Genomic DNA, 16,979 nt, shown 5'->3' on the forward strand with positions numbered 1-16,979 from the left:
TTTAGCGGTAGTCGGTCAGCATGGGTTTGAGTTTGTCGCTTCTGAGGATTTGGTGCATATATTTTAATGAGAGGGGGTGGAAGATATCGCCCAAAACGGCTGTCCAGGCAATCGGGTAACCGGGATTGTCGCCCATGATGTTTCCGGGATGGCGCTGCAATGCGTCGGCGTAGCCGTCCATGCGGTTCAGCAGTTCTTCATACCATTCTCGGGTAAACGGGGTATTTTTGCGGCAGATATAGGCGCCATTGCCGATGATGTGGCGGTAGTGTGTCCGCATATCGGCGCCCGTTGTGCCGTCGACGGGTGCCAGATCGTATACGCCGCTTTCGGGATAGCCGATCAGGTAGTCGCGGCTTTTGTTCAGCCGGGCAAACAGCGGCCGCCAGTTGTGGCGGCATGCTTTGATGTCGGTGTAGCCGCCGCCGTGGTTGTGCATGAAATAGCAGCGCAGGTAGTCGGCTTTGTGCACCAGCGACAGATGGGAAAAGGCCGGGTGCAGGGGATGGTCGGGCAGAATGTATTGCGGCAGGTTGTCGGGTGTGACCAAAATCAAATCGACGCCGATATTGGCTTTGAGCAGTTGGAAATGTTTTTGCCTGTTTTCCGACATGGGGTTGCTGCCTGTCCAAAAGGCATAGACGGTTTGGGCGACGCGGTCTTTTCTTTTCTCTATGGTTTGCGGATATCGGCTGACAAAGGAATCCGGATAGCGTTCGGGGCGGTATGAGTAGAGGCCTGCCGGAGGTTTGGATTTGCCATATTTGATTTTATGGACGAGTTTGGCAAGGGACATGACCGTTTATCGCTTTCCAAACCATTTGTTCAGCAGGTATTGGATTCTGCCGCGGCGTTTCAGATTTTCTTTTTTCTGTTTTTTGTGTGCATCGGCTGCCGTATAGAGCAGGCGGAGATAGGACAGGCCGTTTGCTTTGTAGAATCCGTAATGTTTTTGGTAGATTTTGAACGCGTTGTCGGAAACGGTTTCTCCCGACGACAGGTTGTTGACGGAAGTTTCGTTTTCCCGTTTGCGGTAGAAAAACATGGTTTTGCCGATTTTATGAACGCCCGATCCGTTTTTAATCATGGAGATGAACAGATCCCAGTCTTCGAAAAAGGTTAAATTCGGATCGAAGCCTCCTGCTTTATCGTATGCGGATTTGCGGATTAGAGCGGTGATGTAAATGCTGTTTTCCATCAGAAATTCGGGAAGGGAAAATTCTGCCAGCGGCCATGTTCCGTAACGGGTGCCGAAAAATTCCGCATCGCTGTATACGATGTCGGTATGGAGGTTTTGTTCGGCTATGCTGACGCATTCACGGATGTAGTCGGGTGCGATTTTGTCGTCAGAATCGAGGCAGACTAGGTATTTTCCTTTGGCGCGGGCAATGGCGTTGATGCGCGCGCGGACGCAGTAGCTGTTTTCCTGAGTGATGATGTGCAGGCGCGGATCGGCAACGGCATAACGCTCCAAAACGGCGGGTGTGCCGTCTGTCGAGCCGTCGTCGACAGCGATGATTTGCAGTTTGGTATGGGTTTGCGCCAACACGCTGTCCAGCGTTTCGGGCAGGTATTCCTCTGTGTTGTAGCAGGGGATGATGACGGAAACCAAGGGTTGTGTGGCGGTGTCGGTCATGTTGTGTGTCGCGTTTCTTTCGGCAGCGTCGGCAGGCCGATACTTTGGTTTGGAAGGATATCAAACGCCCAGCGTATCCAGTTGCCGAAGCTGTATTTCTGCTTCAATGCTTCGGGCGGCGGCGAGTAGGGGTGTTGTAAAAAGGCTTTGAGTTCTTCGGTGTTACCGCCACTCCAGACAAAAATGTTGTCGGGATGGTAGAAGTCGTAGTGGACGACGGTGGGGTTGGTGGTAATCAGTTTTTTACCGTAGCCCAGCGCTTCGAAAACGCGCAGGGAGAGGCCGTGGTGTTTGGTGTGGAGAAAATCGACGAGAACGCCGGCTTTGCGTGCGGCCAGCAGGTTGTCGCGGTAGGGCAGCGCGTCGGCGGAAGAGAGATAGCGTACGCCGGGCAAAGCCAGTTCCTGTTCGGCCTCTTGGGGGTTTTTCGATACGATGCGAAAGTCGGTCGGCAGGCCGATTGATTCGGCGGCAAGGTAAAACGCGCGGATGTCGGCGATGCGCTCTTTATGGTGCGAGCCGATAAAAAACAGGCTGCCGTCGTTTTGTTCCTCCTGCAGGTAGCAGTCGAACCAGAAGCTGGTGGCGGGGATGAGTTTGTCAGCGTATTCGGGGCGGCGGCCGATATCGTAGGGGTCGAAAAACATGAATTTGTCGAAGAATTTGATTTTGTAGAACTCGTGTTCGAGAAATTCCAATGTTTCCCAGTTGTAGTGCACCATCAGGCGGCTTTTGTCGCGCAGGGTCTGCATAAAGCTGCTGGGGAAAACGCCCGGCCAGATCATAAAGCAGTAGTCGGCCTGTCCTTCGATTTGGTCGAGTTTGGCGGTGAAATCGGCAAGATAGGGCTGGAACAGCTGCTCTTTTTTGTATTCGCGTTGGCGCAATAGATTGCGGTAAAACAGTTTTTTCAGCCGCTGCCAGATATTGGCGTAGGTGAATTTTCCTTCTTCGTAGATCAGCTCGGTCACTTCAAAACCGTGAAAACGCAGGTTTTCGGCAATAACTTGGTGGATGCCGAAGATGGGCGGCATGGCGAGGATGACGGTTTTGGCTTTCATGGCGGTGTCGGCGTGATGGAAGGGCGGCATTGTATGTGATTCGTTGTCTGCGGGGTAGGGTTGATAATTACCGTTTTGGCAGCCTTGCCAAACTCACGCGGCGGGCAGACTGATTTTGATGTGCGGTTCAATGTCCAACACATAGCGCACCCAGTTGCCGAAGCTGTATTTTTGGTAGATTTCCTGCGGCAGTTCGTGATACGGCCGCGCGATGAACGCTTGCAGGCCGTCGAGGCTGCCGCCGCGCCAGATAAAAATGTTGTCGGGGTGGTAGAAATCGTATTTTTCGATTTCGGCGTTGGTGGTAATCAGTTTTTTGCGGTAGCCGAGGGCTTCAAAGGTGCGCAGCGACAGGCCGCTGTGGGTGCTGATAACGAAATCGACCAACACGCTGCTGCGGCGGGCGCGCTCGAGGTTGTCGGCAAAGGGGACATCGTCGGCAAAGTAAACGCCGTCAAAGGGGTAATCCTGAGCGGCTTCGGGCTGGTTTGGGTTGACGATGTGAAAATCGAGCTGCCAGCCGGCCTGCTGCGTGTATCGGCAAAAGCGGCGGATGTCGTCGAGGCGGTCGGCGCGGTGCGAGCCGACAAAGTAAAACCGTGGCGCGGCGGGATTGTAGGGCGCAAGGCCGCTTAGGTCGTGGTCGAAATAAAAACTGGTGGCGGGCAGCAGGCGGGAATCGGCGCGGATGTCGGCGGGGTCAAACGCATAATAGCGGTCAAACAGGCCGATTTGCGCTTGGGCGGCGGCAAAGCGTGCCACGCCGTCCCATTGGTAGTTCACCATCACGCGGCTGCGGCGGCGCACTTCGCGCAGAAAGCTGTCGGGGTAAATATCGGAGCGGATAAACAGCGCGTAATCAAACTGCGGATGCGCGTTCCATGCCGTCTGAACTTGGCGGCGTTTGAGTTCGATCATCAGCTCTTTTTTGGCTTGGCGGTTGCCCAGCGTTTTTTTGAGCAACACGGCCAGACGCGAGCGCAGGTTCGGATAGCGGAAATCGAGCGAATCAAGGGCGAAGTTGACCACCTCGAAGCCGTGGTATTCGAGGCAGGCGGCTACGGTTTGCGACATGGCGGCATCGTTAATCATGCCCAGCAATACGGTGGGTTTGCCCATTCAGACGGCCTCCTGCGCGGTAAAACGTGCCAGCGGCGCGGCCAGCATTTCGGGCGCGATTTCGTCGATATGCGCTTCAAAGCGCACAATCTCGGCGCGCGGCGAATTGGGATGCCAGTTGGCGAAATTCTGCGCGTCGTTTTGATATAGGCCGATGATGTTTTTATCCAAACCGGCGGCGATGTGAATCAGCGCGGTATCGGGCGAAATCACGGTGTGCGCGTGGCGGATGAGTTCGGCGGAATCCTGCACTGTGGCGGTATCGGCGTAGAGAAAACAGTTGCGCCGCCCCGCAATCAGGCGCGACAGCAGCGGAGTGGCATCAGGATAAGTAAGCAGTACAAAGCGCGTATCGGGAAAATGCGCGGCAAAATAATCGAGCATTTCGCGGATACGCGCTTCGCTGAAACGGCGGCGGTTGGCCGCGCCGAAAAAGTTTACCGCCACATAATTGCCCAGCGCGTTCTGCCGCAAAAACGCGCCCACGGCGGCGGCGCTTTCAGGCTGCTCGGGCAAATCGTAGCGCGTGTCGATGTGTTGGAAACCGCAAATCTGCAAAGCCTCGCGGTAAATCTCGCTGAAATGCTGTTTTTTATCGGCGATGTTGCGGTTGAAAATGTGGTAGTTTTCTTTGGCAAAGCCGATGTTGTAGGGCGCGCTGATGCTGCGGATTAAAACCAAATCGCGGTTGCGCACCAATACGGTGGGATCGATAACGACATCATATTGCCCTGCAATCGAGCGGCCGGTTTCCCGATACGAGCGGCTGCTTTTGGCTTGGATAATATGCACCGCGTCGATATGCGGATTGGCGTCAAACAGGCTGCGGTTGGCCTCGGTGCAGACCACGCCGATGCGGATGTGCGGCGCGGCTTTTTTGATTTCGCGAAAGGCAAACGAGCTGACGATGTAGTCGCCGATTTTGCCGTCTTGGCGCAAAAACAGAATGCCGCCGATATTCTCCGGCGCAAGCGGCTTTTCAGACGGCACCGGCGCACGGTCGAGCCACGCCTTGCCCGCACGGATGCGCAGCGTTTGCAGGCGTTTTTTGATGGCTTTGAACAGGGTTTTTGCGCTCATTGTTTTGGGGGTCTTTTTCGGGTGGACGGCCTGTGTACTCCGTCATTCCCGCGCAGGCGGGAATCTTTTTCGGCTGCTGCGAGTGGTTTTATCCGCCGTTGCCCGTGGTTCGGAGCAGATTCCCACCTGCGCGGGAATGACGGCGGTTGGGGTTTCAGGCTGCCTTGAGGCCGTCTGAAAAGGCAGCCTGAAACGCGTTCATACCCATTTCAATAGGTAGGTTGGGTTGCCAAACCCAACATTTGGCAAGAGATTTAATCATGTTGTTGGGTCGCGACCCAACCTACCCGCTTGATTTATTGTTTCAGACGGCCTTTTACCGAATCGTTTTGCTGTAAATATATTGCAGCCCCTTTGTGCCCATAAAGGTTCGCCCCGTATCGGCAAATCCGCAGCTTTGGTACAGGCCGATGGCGGCGCGGTTGGCGTGGTGTACGCCGAACACGATTTCGTCGCAGTCGGGCAATATGCTGCGGATGAGCGGCGCCAATTTATCGTCAGCCAGCGCCGCGCGGGCGCAGCCTTGACCCTGATATGCGGGGTTGACCGACATCGAGCGCAGCAATACGGCGCGGGGGTTGGTGCTGTAAGTAAGGCGGTTGCTGCCTTTATCAAGGATGAAAAATCCGATGGGGCGGTTTTGGCACAAAATGGTTACGGCCAAACAGTCGGGCGCGGCGAACCGGCCGTTTTGCAGCCGCTCTTGGGGCGAAACCGAGTATTGTGCTTGCTCTCCGTGCAGACGGTAGTCCAAATCGGCGGCGTGTGCGGGGTCGTATGGCACAAGGGTAACGGTTTGGGGCATGGCGTGTTTTCCTGTTTGGGGGCACTTGGCTTGTTTTCAGGCTGCTTTGAGGCCGTCTGAAAGCAAGGTGTCGGATACAAGTATCCGACTTGCGGCTGTTGCAATAAAAGCAGCCTGAAAACCGCAAAAGCCGTTTTCAGGCTGCTTTTGTTTACTCGCCAAGCAGCGCAATGTCCGCCACGGCGTTCATCTGCTGCGACAACTGGTTGAGCAGGTTCAGGCGGTTTTGTTTTACGGCGGCATCGTCGGCCATCACCATCACGCCGTCGAAGAAGGCATCGACCTGCGGCTTGACGGCGGCCAGTTCCGACAAGGCCGTCTGAAAGTCCTGACGTGCCAGCGCGGCTTCGATTTTGGGCTGCATGGCTTGCGCGGCGGCGTACAGGGCGCGTTCTTCGTCTTGCTGCAACAGGGCTTCGTTTACCGCGCCCAATTCGGCATCGGCCTTTTTGAGCAGGTTTTGCACGCGCTTGTTGGCGGCGGCCAGCGCGGCGGCTTCGGGCAGGGTTTTGAAGGCGGCGACGGCGTCGAGCCTGGCGGCCAAATCGTTCAGACGGCCGGGGCGTTTGGCGAGTACGGCGGCCACAATATCCTGCGGATAATCGTTTTGCAGCAATACGGCCAGCCGCGCCTGCATAAAGTCGGCCACTTCGGCGGGGGTTTTGTCGTTTAACAAGCCTTGCGGGAAGCTCGCAAAGGCCGTCTGAATCAGGTCGTTTACGTCCAAGCCGTGCTGCATCAGCATGCGCAAAATGCCCAGCGCGGCGCGGCGCAGGGCGTAGGGGTCTTTGTCGCCGGTGGGAATCAGGCCGATGCCCCAGATGCCGACCAGGGTTTCGAGTTTGTCGGCCAGCGCAACGGCGGTGGCAACAGGGCTTTCGGGCAGCGCGTCGCCGGCAAAACGCGGGCGGTAGTGCTGCTCGATGGCATCGGCGATGGCGGCGTTTTCGCCGTCGAGGCGGGCGTAGTATTTGCCCATCGTGCCTTGCAGCTCGGGGAACTCGCCCACCATTTCGGTAACGAGGTCGGCTTTGGCCAGCCGCGCGGCGCGTTCGGCTTGGGCGCGGTCTGCCCCCAGCGCGGCGGCGATGTGGGCGGCGATGCTTTGCAGCCGCTCGATGCGTTCGGCCTGCGAGCCGATTTTGTTGTGGTACACCACGTTTGCCAGCTTGGGCAGACGGCTTTCAAGCGTGTTTTTCTGGTCTTGTTTGTAGAAAAATTCGGCATCAGACAGGCGCGCGCGCAAAACGCGTTCGTTGCCGTGGATGATGTGCGAGGGGTCGGCGGCTTCGAGGTTGGACACCAGCAAAAAGCGGTTCATCAATTTGCCGTTTGCGTCCAAAAGCGGGAAGTATTTTTGGTTTTGCTGCATGGTGAGAATCAGGCATTCTTGCGGCACTTCGAGAAAATGCGCTTCAAAACCGGCTTCCAGCACCACCGGCCATTCCACCAGCGCGGCCACTTCGTCCAGCAGCGCTTCATCGGCGGCCACCGTGGCATTCAGACGGCCTGCGTGTTGGTTTAAGGCCGTCTGAACGGCATTTTTGCGCTCGGCAAACGAAGCAATCACTTTGCCCTGCTCGCGCATTTGCTCGGCGTAGGAATCGGCGTTTTCAATGGTAATCAGGCCGTCTGAAAGGAAGCGGTGCCCCAAAGTGCTGTTGCCGCTTTGCAAACCCAATATGCTGGCGGGCACGACGTTTGCGCCGTGCAAAATCACCAAGCCATGCACGGGGCGCACGAAGGTGTGCGTGCTGCTGCCCCAGCGCATCACTTTGGGAATCGGCAGCTTTTTCACCGCCTGATTGATGATGTCTTCCAAAAGCTCAGAGAGCGGCTTGCCCGCTTGGGTGAACTCGTGGGCGTACACGTCCTGCTTGCCGTCGTGAACGATTTTCAGGCTGCCGATGTCGGCGCCGCAGGAGCGGGCGAAGCCTTCAAGCGCTTTGGTCGGTGCGCCGTCTTTCATGGCGTTGGCGACGGCGGGGCCTTTTTTGACAACGTGCTGGTCATCCTGCACGGCTTTGACGTTTGACACCTGCACGGCCAAACGGCGCGGCGAGGCGTAGGCGGTATATTGCACATTGCCTTGAATCAGTTGTGCTTTTTTCAAGCCTTCGGCCACGGCGGCGGCAAAATGGTTGCCCAGATTGTTGAGGGCTTTGGGGGGGAGTTCTTCGGTAAGGAGTTCGATTAAGAGGGTTTGGGTCATTTTTTGCTTTCTGTTTTCCGGCCGCGCGGGCGGTGGGGTTTTGCTGTTTTGACGGGTGGGACTGTGTTTTCAGACGGCCTTTGCGGGATATTGAGGCCGTCTGAAAGGTTTTTTGCTCTTTCAGAACGCGTGCGTCGCGGGGCGACACACCCTGCATAGGCCGTCTGAAAAGGGGGTTTGCCGTTGTGTTTCAAACCGCGTGCGTGGCTGCGCCACACACCCTACGAGGCCGTCTGAAAAAGGGTTTCAGTTTGCCGGTTTTGTTTTTCAGACGGCCTTTGAAGGACAGGTGGTGAGGCCGTCTGAAAGTCATTCCGGCGCGGGCATTTTGCGGCTGAGGGCGGCGTAGTAGCCTTGTTTTGCCAGCAGTTCAGCGTGGCTGCCCTGTTCGATGATGCGGCCGCCGTCCATGACGATGATGCGGTCGGCCTGTTCGACGGTGGACAGGCGGTGGGCGACGATGATGCTGGTGCGGTTGCTCATCAGGCGTTCGAGTGCCTGTTGTACAAGGCGTTCGGATTCGTTGTCGAGTGCGCTGGTGGCTTCGTCGAGCAGCAGGATGGGGGCGTCTTTCAATATGGCGCGGGCGATGGAGACACGCTGCCGCTGGCCGCCGGAGAGCTGGTTGCCGTTCGCGCCGATGGGCATGTGCCAGCCTTGCGGGTTCTGTTGTACGAAGTCCCACAGGTTGGCGGCTTTGAGGGCGGCTTCCACGTCGGCTTCGGAGGCGTCGGGGCGGCCGTAGAGCACGTTATTATACAGGGTGTCGTCAAACAGGAAGACGTCTTGCGACACGAGGGCAAACTGGCGGCGCAGGCTTTCGAGGGTGAGGTTTTCAATATCGATGCCGTCCAGAAAGATGCTGCCGGATTCGGGCTCGACAAAGCGGGGAAGCAGGTTGACGGCGGTGGTTTTGCCGCTGCCGGAGCTGCCGACGAGGGCGGTTTTTTCGCCGGGGGCGATGTCGAGGCAGAAGTCGTCGAGGGCTTTTCTGTCCTGTCCGGCGTAGCGCACGTTGATGTGGTCGAATTTCAGACGACCTTCGGCGCGGTCTATGGTTTTGCTGCCGCTGTCGGCTTCGTCGGGAATGTCGAGAAATTCGCAGACGTTGTCGGCGGCGATAAACATGGCCTGCATGGGGATGCCGACGTTGGCGAGGTTTTTGATCGGTGCGACCATTTGCAGCATGGCGATGATGAAGGCCATGAATTCGCCGATGGTGGTGGTGCCGCTGCGGCTCTGCCACAGGGCGATGAAGATGACGACGGCCAGGGCGACGGAGGCGATTAGCTCGCTCACGGGCGAGCGGGCGGAAGAGGCTTGGGCGATTTTTTTGTTGATGCGCGAGATTTTGTCGTTGACGGCGGCGAAGCGGTCGAGGGCGTTTTGGTAGCCGCCGAACATTTTGACGATGCGGTGTCCCTGATGCAGCTCGTTGATGACGGAGGTCAGTTCCGACAGGGTGGTTTGCGCGCCGATTTGCGGCTCTTTCAGGCGTTTGCGGTAATACGACGACAGCCACAGCAGCGGCGGGAACATCATCACGACCACTAAACTGAGCTGCCAGTTGAGATAGAGCAGCACGAACACCAGCCCGGCGACAATCAGGCTGTCGCGGCAGACGGTGGTGAACACGCTTGATGCGTTGGAAATGGCGATGTTGGCCTGTACGAGAAAGCGGCCGGACAGGTTGCCGGAGGATTCGTCCTGCTGCACCTGCGAGGAGAGGCGCAGCATTTTGGCAAACATGTCGCGGCGCAGGGCGCGCATGGCTTCGATGCCCACCCACGAGAGCAGGTAGTCGCTGACGAAGCGTCCCAGCCCGCGCAGGGTCATTAGAAAAACGAGAAACAGCGGCACCGCCCACAGCTTGTGTTCCGTGCCCCAAATCAGGTGGTTCATCTTCTCTTTCAGGCCGACCAGCGCGGCATACCAGTGTCCTGCCTCGCCCAGCTGCGGCGCGGCTTCGGGCGCGGCGAAACCTTGGTTGACCAGCGGCGCGATAAAGGCTGCCAGATAGCTTTCCGTCGCCGCAACCACGGCGATGGCGGCAAACGCCCAGAAAATGCGCGCTTTGTACGGCAGAATGTAGCCGAGCAGCCGCCTGAAATTCTGTGTGTCTTGTTTGTTAAACAGGCTGAAGGATTTTTCGGTCATGGGGTAGGGCGTTCCGGTCGGGTTGGGAGTTTCAGACGGCCTTTGGCGGCAGGCTGAGGCCGTCTGAAAAGCGTCAGGCTGCCTGAAGCATGTGCATGATCAGGCGGATAAGCGTGTCTTTTTGTTTGGGGTCGGACTCGGCCTCCAGCAGCGTGAGCGCGGCCAGGCCGGTGTCGTTAATCACGGCTTCGCCGCGCGTGTTAAACAAACGCCCGTTGCGGTGCAGGAAATCGGCAAACAAAAATGCGCCGCTGCGTTTGTTGCCGTCTGAAAACGGATGGTTTTTGACGACGAAATACAGAAGGTGCGCGGCTTTGCTTTCGATGCTGGGGGCTGTCTGCGTTTGGTTTGTGAAGCGGATTTTGCGTCAGAAAGCGGCAGATGCAAGGCGAAAATGCGAGCCTATGCCGTCCATAGGCGAGTATTTTCAATGCGGCAGATGCCGTTTTATGGCGGAAAAGCCGCCGCAACACCAAATGCAGGCAGCCCCCCCAAGATAGGCGGGTTCGCCAAATACGGTTTGCTTTAAGTTGCCCAACAAGGCTTCAAGGCCGCCGTCGCGTTCGCGGGCGAACAGTTCGGTGGCTTCGCCGCGCGTGATTAACTGCTGCTTAAACTCTGCCAGCGCGGCGCGGGCTTCGCCGATAGTGGGCAGCGTGCCGCCCGCCTGGGCTTTGGGCTCGCTCAACAAGCCTTCGTCGTATTGCTGCAACCAGAGAAAGGTTTGCGCATAACGGCCGATGATATCAACCAGACCGCGTCCGCTTTCGACGGTTAATTCGGGCGAAGCGGCGGTTTTGCGGATAAGGGCGACGGCCTGCTCCAACTCGGCGGCGTTTTGCTGCAAACGGCTTTGGTTGAGCGCGTAGCCTTTGAGCAGGTAGTCTTTCAGGCGGGCGGTTGCCCAAATGCGAAATTGCGTGGCATAACGAGACTTAACGCGATAGCCTGTTGAAATAACTGCATCCAAATTGTAGTGCTTAATTTGGCGCGTAACCTTGCGGCTGCCTTCGGTGCGAACTACCGAGAAATCCTCGGTAGTTGCCTGCTCGTCCAACTCGCCTTCGGCATAGATGTTTTTCAAATGCAGACTGATGTTGTCGGCACTTGTATCAAAAAGCTGCGCCATCTGCGCCTGCGACAGCCACACGGTTTCTTGGCCGAAGCGCACTTCCACCTGCGTTTGGCCGTCTGAAGTCTGATAGATTTCGATGGGATTATTCATGGTTCCGACCTTTTTTCAGGCAGCCTGAAAGCCGTTCGGAAAAATCCGCCGTTCAGAAACACCGGCAGCCAAAACAGCAGCGGCCACACCGTTTTATGTTTTCAGACGGCCTTGCTGCGCATCAAAGGCCGTTCCCGCCTCAAGCACGCGGGAATGACGTTTCTGAAAGCGCAGCTTCAACGAAGTGAAAACCTGTTCAGGCTGCTTTTCCCTGCGTTTTCAACAGCGGGAAACCGAGCTTCTCGCGCCCTTCCACATATTTTTGCGCCACGCTGCGGCTTAAGGCGCGGATGCGGCCGATGTAGGTGGCGCGTTCGGTTACGGAAATCGCGCCGCGTGCGTCGAGCAGGTTAAACGTATGGCCTGCCTTAAGTACCAGCTCGTAGGCAGGCAGGGCAAGCGATGCGTCTTCGAGCGCCAGCAGGCGTTTGGCTTGGGCTTCGTAGGCGTTGAACTGCTCGAGCAGCCAGGCGGCGTCGCTGTATTCAAAGTTGTAGGTGGACTGTTCGACTTCGTTTTGATGGTAGACGTCGCCGTAGGTGAGTTGGTCGCCTGTGGGCGTGGTGGTCCACACCAGGTCGTACACGTTTTCCACGCCTTGCAGATACATGGCCAAACGCTCGATGCCGTAGGTGATTTCGCCGAGCACGGGGGCGCAGTCGATGCCGCCGACCTGCTGGAAATAGGTGAACTGGGTAACTTCCATACCGTTGAGCCACACTTCCCAGCCCAAACCCCAGGCGCCGAGCGTGGGGTTTTCCCAGTCGTCTTCGACAAAGCGGATGTCGTGGACTTTCGGATCGATGCCCAGCTCTTTCAGGCTGCCTAAATAGAGATCTTGGATGTTGTCGGGCGCGGGTTTGAGCGCGACTTGGAATTGGTAATAATGTTGCAGGCGGTTGGGGTTGTCGCCGTAGCGGCCGTCTTTGGGGCGGCGGCTGGGCTGCACATAGGCAACGTTCCACGGCTCGGGGCCGAGCGCGCGCAGGCAGGTGGCAGGGTGGGATGTGCCCGCGCCCACTTCCATGTCAAAAGGCTGAATGATGGCGCAGCCTTGGGCGGCCCAATAGTTTTGTAGTTTGAAGATGATTTGTTGGAAAGTCAGCATGGCGGAAAGTTGTGTGATTCGCAGAAAAGTGGGCATTTTACTGTTTAGGCGGGGCTTTGGATAGCTTGGCGCGGACATTGCCTTTATAATGGCGAAAATTTTTGTTTGTCTTTTGTAAAAGGAATGTGATGAGCAGCAATCAGCAGAAAGAACAGAAAATCGGTTTGTGGCTGGTCGGCGGCGCGGCAGGTTTGTCGGTGCTGACCGTTTTGTTTTTGTCGGTGTGGGGTTGGGAAACCGGCCGCATAGAAGGTTCGCCCGATTACGGCCGCGCCGCGTCTGAAGCGTCCGTACCGGCACAGATGCCGCAGGAACTTGAGGGCAGCGCCCCCGTTTTGGGCAGTGGTATCCCCGATGCCGTGGCGGTTGAAGAAACCGTTATCGAAATTTCCGCACCGCAAACCGAAGCAGCCGCTTCGGACGCTTCGGCCGTACCGGCAGCCGAGGCCGCGCCGCAGGATAATCAGGACGAGGCGAAAATCGTCACGGCCAACGGCGCGGTGAAATTCTACTTTGCTAGCGGCAAGGACGACGTCGCGCCGGGTGCGCAGCAGGCGCTGAAAGACGTGCTGGTGGCCGCGCTGGCGGGTAAAAAAGTAGTGGTGTCCGGCTATCACGACAACACCGGCAATGCCGCTTTCAACGAAGAATTGTCCAAACGCCGCGCGCTGGCCGTGCGCTCCGTGCTGCAAGGCTTCGGCGTGCCCGAGAAACAAATCGAGCTGCGCAAACCGGAAAACACCGAAGCCGGCAGCGGCGAGGAAGCCCGCAGGGTGGAAGTGTTTGCCGAATAAGCGGAAACGGGAGGCCGTCTGAAAACCCAAAAACGGTTTTTCAGACGGCCTGATTTTTTTGCAACCCTTTGAGGAACAATATATGCCGAACGAACAACGCCAACTGGAACTGGAAAAACTCGCCGCTGCCGTCTGTGCCGCGCACGACCGCTACTATTACGAAATGGACGAAGAAGACTTTGCCGACGAATTGGAAGACGACGACGGCGAAGACGAAGCCTACACCGCATGGCATCAGGCCATTCTGCGCCAGCGCGAAATCGGATTTGACGCCTTCGCCGCCGAAACCAAACAGAAATTCGCCGATGCCGCGCTCACCGGCGAAGATTTGCATTTTCTGATGACACATTACAACTACGACGCCGGCGCGGGTCTGCCCCTATGGGTTATCGCCCATCCCGCCTGCACGCTGGCCACCGCCCAGCAGGTTTACTGGCTGTGCCAACCCGCCGCCTTTTACCAAGACCACGGCTCGCCGCAAAACGTGCAGGAAGACAGCATTCATTTCCATATTGCCCGGCTGCTGGTTGCCATTGAAGAAAAAGCCCGCAGCGGCGGCTTTGCCCAAGCACCCGAACACATCGCCGCCATGCTTGATGCGGATGAAGTCGCGCAAATCCCCGCCGCTCCGTTGGACAAAATCCCCGCCGCCCTGTGGCAGGGATTGGTTTGAGCATTAAACCGACGCTTTGAGGCCGTCTGAAAACGCAGCTGCGCCGAAGCCGGAACCCGTTTCCCGTTTTTCAGACGGCCTGTCAACAGCCCCCACCGTTTTTGCCATGAGAGATTTAACCGTCAAACTGCTTTTCTGCGCGTAGACGGCATACTGCCTAGGGGCTGTTGACATTCAGTTTGCGAGACGGTTTTTTGAGTAAAAAATGCCCGAATGCAAGGAAAAAAGCGCAGCAAGGTTGGACACCTTGCGAGCATTTTTGACGCGGCAGGCGGGTATTTTTTGCCAAAAACACCGCCGCAAGGCTGATTGTCAACAGACCCTAGCCGTATGCCTTTATTTCTCCGCAAGCAAAACGGAAAACTACCCTTTGTTCGGCGTTTCCCTATACCTTCCGCTTGCGGTTTTTGCTCTAGGGGTTGTTGACAATTGGTTTGCGAAGCGGGTTTTGCGTCATAAAACGGCAGATGCAAGGCGCAAACCGCAGAAAGGTTGGACACCTTGAGAGGATTTGCAACGCGGCAGATGCCGTTTTATGGCGTAAAAGCAACCGCAATACCAAATGTCAACAGCCCCTCACATATGGTTTTGCCGTGCCCAAAAACGTGTTTGCCTATATCAACAAGGGCTTTAATAACACGGGTGGTAGGCTGCTTATGCTTTATCTGGCTGCGAAGATGGTTACCCTGCCGTTTATGCTGCCGCCCGACAGAGCGGTTGCCCTCGCTTGGGACACATTGGCGAAATACTCGTTATTTGTTATCGGCGGCAGTCGGGCGCTGCCCATTGTTCTGTATTTCTTTGCCGCGTCGTTGAAAAGCCTGTTCCGAAAAATAAAAGGAAAAACCAATGACTGATTTCCACACCTTCCCCACCGCCGAAGCCGCCGCCCGCGCCCTGTCGAAAGCCGTGGCGCAACACCTGCGCGATGCTCTGGCGGCAAAAGGCAACGCCGTGCTGGCCGTATCGGGCGGCCGCTCGCCCCTTGCCTTTTTCCGCGCCCTGTCGCAGGAAGATTTGGACTGGGCAAACGTTGCCGTTACCCTGGCCGACGAGCGCCTCGTGCCCACCACGCATCCCGACAGCAACACGCGTCTGGTGCGGGAAAACCTGCTGCAAAACCGCGCCGCCGAAGCGCAGTGGATAGCGCTGGTGGCCGACGGCGACACCGTGCCGCCGCCCGCCGAAGCCGTGGCGGCCGCGCTGCGCCTTTACCGCCGCGCCGACGTGCTGGTGCTCGGCATGGGCGGCGACGGCCACACCGCCTCGCTGTTTCCCGACGCGCCGCAGCTTTCAGACGGCCTCTCGCCCGATTACCCGCAGCCGCTGCTGCACGTTTCCCCGCCTGCCGCGCCGCATGAGCGCATCTCGCTGGCGTTGGCGGAAATCGCCCGCGTGCCACGCGTTTATCTGGCGATTGCCGGTGCGGACAAGCTGGCCGTCTACCGCCGCGCCGAGGCCAAAGCTTCGGCGGCGCTCCCCGTCGGACTTGCCGCAGCGGCCGCGCCTTCCTTCGCCGTGTATTATGCGGCCGATGTCTGAGCCGCCGTTTGCGCGAACCATGTTTCAATTTTATTCAAACCCCGTTTTCAGACGGCCTCAGGCCGTCTGAAAACGGCAATAAACCAAAAGAGAAAACAAAGGAAAATAAAGTGTTGAACCAAATCAGTCTGTCGCTCTCCGCCCTGTCGGGTGCGGAGCGCAAAGTTGCCGAATGCGCGCTGGCCGACCCCAAATGGTTTGTCCACGCGGCCGTGGCCGACATTGCCCGCCGCTCGGGCGTCAGCCAGCCCACCGTGATCCGCTTCTGCCGCAGCATGGGTTTCAAAGGGCTGCCCGAATTCAAAATCGCTTTGTCCGCCGACATGGGCAACGAGGGCATGCCCTTTGTCCACGAAGAACTCAACGCGCAGGACGACATGGCCGCCGTGATGGAAAAAGTGCTCGGCAATACCGCCGCCGCCATCTTGGGCGCGCGCCGCTTTCTTGACGAAGCCGAGTTGGAACGCGCCGTGTCGCTCTTGGTGCACGCGCGGCGCATCGAGTTTTACGGCGTCGGCAATTCCGGCATCGTCGCGCAGGACGCGCAGCACAAATTCTTCCGCTTCGGCATCTCCACCGTCGCCTATTCCGACCTGCACATCCAGCTGATGGCGGCGGCGGTGTTGAGCGATCAGGACGTGGCGGTGGTGATTTCCAAATCGGGCACGCCCTCCGGCCTGCTCGACGTGGCGGCGGCCGCCAAAGCCAACGGCGCCGCCGTGATCGCCGTCACCCGCGCCGGCTCGCCGCTGGCTGAATTGGCCGACTGCGTGCTCAACGTGTTCACACAGGAAGACAGCGAACGCTACACACCGATGGTGTCGCGCCTGCTGCAACTGACCGTCATCGACATCCTCGCCATCGGCCTTGCCCTGCGCCTGGGCGAAACCGCCAGCCTGCAACTGGAAAAAGGCAAACGCAGCCTGCAAGGGCGGCATGTGGACGCGGGCAGGGGCAAAGGTCAAGAGGCCGTCTGAAAACGCCGAAACGAAAAGGCCGTCTGAAAACCCCGTTTCGGGTTTTCAGACGGCCTATTGTTGTGCACGGCGGATTCGATGCTTTCAGACGGCCTGCGGCTTGTTTTTTGAGGCCGTTCCCGCCTTCGCGGGAATGACGTTTCTGAAACCCGTCGGAATAACAGCGTTACCTCCCCCGCCAGTACCCCTTCGGAACATAAATGGGGGAGGGTTAGGGCGTGTTGACATTCAACTTTTGCAGCGGATTTGGCGGCATAAAACAGCAGATGCAAGGCGAAAATGCGAGCCTATGCCGCCCATAGGCGAGTATTTTCAACGCGGCAGATGCCGTTTTAGGACGAAAAAGCCGCCAAAATGTTGATTGTCAACACGCCCTAGGGTCTGTTGACATTCAAGCCAGCCTTAAAACCGTAGGGACTGTTGACATTCAATTTTTCACAGTATCATACAGATATGACCAGATATACCCTATCCGATGCCCAGTGGGCAGCCATCGAACCGCTTTGTCCGGGTAAACAAACCGACCCGGGTAAAACCGCCAAAGACAACCGCCTGTTTCTTGAGGCCGTACTGTGGATAGTCCGCACCGG

At 57.5% G+C, this 16,979-nt stretch carries 17 protein-coding genes and 1 pseudogene; 6 read left to right on the forward strand and 12 right to left on the reverse strand.

Going from position 1 to position 16,979, the window contains the following annotated elements; all coding sequences use genetic code 11:
- Nucleotide 1 precedes the first annotated feature (1 nt).
- The 12 genes and pseudogenes from ACLD9W_RS07405 to glyQ form a co-directional block, all read right to left on the reverse strand.
- Nucleotides 2-796, reverse strand: coding sequence for a hypothetical protein (locus ACLD9W_RS07405; protein ID WP_410841421.1), 795 nt, complete (start codon nucleotides 794-796; stop codon nucleotides 2-4).
- 6 nt (nucleotides 797-802) lie between these two features.
- Nucleotides 803-1,636 carry a glycosyltransferase family 2 protein gene (locus ACLD9W_RS07410; RefSeq protein ID WP_410841422.1) on the reverse strand — a complete coding sequence of 278 codons (834 nt, stop codon included), beginning with the start codon at nucleotides 1,634-1,636 and terminating at the stop codon, nucleotides 803-805.
- Nucleotides 1,633-2,727, reverse strand: a complete 1,095-nt coding sequence (locus tag ACLD9W_RS07415) for a hypothetical protein (RefSeq protein WP_410841423.1) — start codon at nucleotides 2,725-2,727, stop codon at nucleotides 1,633-1,635. The genes ACLD9W_RS07410 and ACLD9W_RS07415 overlap by 4 nt, the downstream gene beginning before the upstream one ends.
- 63 nt (nucleotides 2,728-2,790) lie before the next feature.
- A complete protein-coding gene (locus ACLD9W_RS07420) occupies nucleotides 2,791-3,816 on the reverse strand; it encodes a hypothetical protein (RefSeq protein WP_410841424.1) in 1,026 nt (341 codons plus the stop codon).
- Nucleotides 3,817-4,896 (reverse strand): glycosyltransferase family 9 protein, encoded by a 1,080-nt coding sequence (locus tag ACLD9W_RS07425; protein ID WP_410841425.1) that lies wholly within the window; start codon nucleotides 4,894-4,896, stop codon nucleotides 3,817-3,819.
- A gap of 316 nt (nucleotides 4,897-5,212) precedes the next feature.
- Entirely contained in the window at nucleotides 5,213-5,701 is a 489-nt protein-coding gene (locus tag ACLD9W_RS07430; RefSeq protein ID WP_410841426.1) for a GNAT family N-acetyltransferase, read from the reverse strand.
- 151 nt (nucleotides 5,702-5,852) lie between these two features.
- Nucleotides 5,853-7,913 (reverse strand): glycine--tRNA ligase subunit beta, encoded by a 2,061-nt coding sequence (gene glyS / locus ACLD9W_RS07435; RefSeq protein WP_410841427.1) that lies wholly within the window; start codon nucleotides 7,911-7,913, stop codon nucleotides 5,853-5,855.
- Between the two features lie 309 nt (nucleotides 7,914-8,222).
- Nucleotides 8,223-10,070, reverse strand: a complete 1,848-nt coding sequence (gene msbA / locus ACLD9W_RS07440) for a lipid A export permease/ATP-binding protein MsbA (protein ID WP_410841428.1) — start codon at nucleotides 10,068-10,070, stop codon at nucleotides 8,223-8,225.
- A 73-nt stretch (nucleotides 10,071-10,143) separates the two neighbouring features.
- Nucleotides 10,144-10,311: a hypothetical protein gene (locus ACLD9W_RS07445; protein ID WP_410841429.1), complete on the reverse strand. Its 168-nt coding sequence runs from the start codon at nucleotides 10,309-10,311 to the stop codon at nucleotides 10,144-10,146.
- Between the two features lie 33 nt (nucleotides 10,312-10,344).
- A pseudogene (locus tag ACLD9W_RS07450) lies at nucleotides 10,345-10,431 on the reverse strand (hypothetical protein); the annotation flags it as partial.
- Between the two features lie 66 nt (nucleotides 10,432-10,497).
- A complete protein-coding gene (locus tag ACLD9W_RS07455) occupies nucleotides 10,498-11,295 on the reverse strand; it encodes a virulence RhuM family protein (RefSeq protein WP_410841430.1) in 798 nt (265 codons plus the stop codon).
- A gap of 196 nt (nucleotides 11,296-11,491) precedes the next feature.
- A complete protein-coding gene (gene glyQ / locus ACLD9W_RS07460; protein ID WP_410841431.1) occupies nucleotides 11,492-12,403 on the reverse strand; it encodes a glycine--tRNA ligase subunit alpha in 912 nt (303 codons plus the stop codon).
- A 128-nt stretch (nucleotides 12,404-12,531) separates the two neighbouring features.
- On the opposite strand from glyQ, the gene ACLD9W_RS07465 reads away from it, so the two are divergent.
- The 6 genes from ACLD9W_RS07465 to ACLD9W_RS07490 all read left to right on the forward strand — a co-directional run.
- Nucleotides 12,532-13,197 carry an OmpA family protein gene (locus tag ACLD9W_RS07465; protein ID WP_410841432.1) on the forward strand — a complete coding sequence of 222 codons (666 nt, stop codon included), beginning with the start codon at nucleotides 12,532-12,534 and terminating at the stop codon, nucleotides 13,195-13,197.
- A gap of 82 nt (nucleotides 13,198-13,279) precedes the next feature.
- Nucleotides 13,280-13,870, forward strand: a complete 591-nt coding sequence (locus ACLD9W_RS07470) for a DUF4274 domain-containing protein (protein ID WP_410841433.1) — start codon at nucleotides 13,280-13,282, stop codon at nucleotides 13,868-13,870.
- A 467-nt stretch (nucleotides 13,871-14,337) separates the two neighbouring features.
- Nucleotides 14,338-14,727 (forward strand): hypothetical protein, encoded by a 390-nt coding sequence (locus ACLD9W_RS07475; protein WP_410841434.1) that lies wholly within the window; start codon nucleotides 14,338-14,340, stop codon nucleotides 14,725-14,727.
- Nucleotides 14,720-15,412 (forward strand): 6-phosphogluconolactonase, encoded by a 693-nt coding sequence (gene pgl / locus ACLD9W_RS07480; protein ID WP_410841435.1) that lies wholly within the window; start codon nucleotides 14,720-14,722, stop codon nucleotides 15,410-15,412. The genes ACLD9W_RS07475 and pgl overlap by 8 nt, the downstream gene beginning before the upstream one ends.
- Before the next feature lie 110 nt (nucleotides 15,413-15,522).
- Entirely contained in the window at nucleotides 15,523-16,389 is an 867-nt protein-coding gene (locus tag ACLD9W_RS07485; RefSeq protein ID WP_410841436.1) for an SIS domain-containing protein, read from the forward strand.
- A 453-nt stretch (nucleotides 16,390-16,842) separates the two neighbouring features.
- A partial coding sequence (locus ACLD9W_RS07490; protein WP_410841437.1) for a transposase occupies nucleotides 16,843-16,979 on the forward strand: 137 nt, incomplete at its 3' end.

The organism is Neisseria sp. WLZKY-1 (assembly GCF_046546535.1).
In the GTDB taxonomy this organism is placed as follows: domain Bacteria; phylum Pseudomonadota; class Gammaproteobacteria; order Burkholderiales; family Neisseriaceae; genus Neisseria.

What these genes read in the sequence shown, in the direction of transcription:
- ACLD9W_RS07405 (WP_410841421.1), bottom strand. Translation starts at nt 796, where the DNA reads ATGTCCCTTGCCAAACTCGTCCATAAAATCAAATATGGCAAATCCAAA.
- ACLD9W_RS07410 (WP_410841422.1), bottom strand. Translation starts at nt 1,636, where the DNA reads ATGACCGACACCGCCACACAACCCTTGGTTTCCGTCATCATCCCCTGC.
- ACLD9W_RS07415 (WP_410841423.1), bottom strand. Translation starts at nt 2,727, where the DNA reads ATGCCGCCCTTCCATCACGCCGACACCGCCATGAAAGCCAAAACCGTC.
- ACLD9W_RS07420 (WP_410841424.1), bottom strand. Translation starts at nt 3,816, where the DNA reads ATGGGCAAACCCACCGTATTGCTGGGCATGATTAACGATGCCGCCATG.
- ACLD9W_RS07425 (WP_410841425.1), bottom strand. Translation starts at nt 4,896, where the DNA reads ATGAGCGCAAAAACCCTGTTCAAAGCCATCAAAAAACGCCTGCAAACG.
- ACLD9W_RS07430 (WP_410841426.1), bottom strand. Translation starts at nt 5,701, where the DNA reads ATGCCCCAAACCGTTACCCTTGTGCCATACGACCCCGCACACGCCGCC.
- glyS (WP_410841427.1), bottom strand. Translation starts at nt 7,913, where the DNA reads ATGACCCAAACCCTCTTAATCGAACTCCTTACCGAAGAACTCCCCCCC.
- msbA (WP_410841428.1), bottom strand. Translation starts at nt 10,070, where the DNA reads ATGACCGAAAAATCCTTCAGCCTGTTTAACAAACAAGACACACAGAAT.
- ACLD9W_RS07455 (WP_410841430.1), bottom strand. Translation starts at nt 11,295, where the DNA reads ATGAATAATCCCATCGAAATCTATCAGACTTCAGACGGCCAAACGCAG.
- glyQ (WP_410841431.1), bottom strand. Translation starts at nt 12,403, where the DNA reads ATGCTGACTTTCCAACAAATCATCTTCAAACTACAAAACTATTGGGCC.
- ACLD9W_RS07465 (WP_410841432.1), top strand. Translation starts at nt 12,532, where the DNA reads ATGAGCAGCAATCAGCAGAAAGAACAGAAAATCGGTTTGTGGCTGGTC.
- ACLD9W_RS07470 (WP_410841433.1), top strand. Translation starts at nt 13,280, where the DNA reads ATGCCGAACGAACAACGCCAACTGGAACTGGAAAAACTCGCCGCTGCC.
- ACLD9W_RS07475 (WP_410841434.1), top strand. Translation starts at nt 14,338, where the DNA reads ATGCAAGGCGCAAACCGCAGAAAGGTTGGACACCTTGAGAGGATTTGC.
- pgl (WP_410841435.1), top strand. Translation starts at nt 14,720, where the DNA reads ATGACTGATTTCCACACCTTCCCCACCGCCGAAGCCGCCGCCCGCGCC.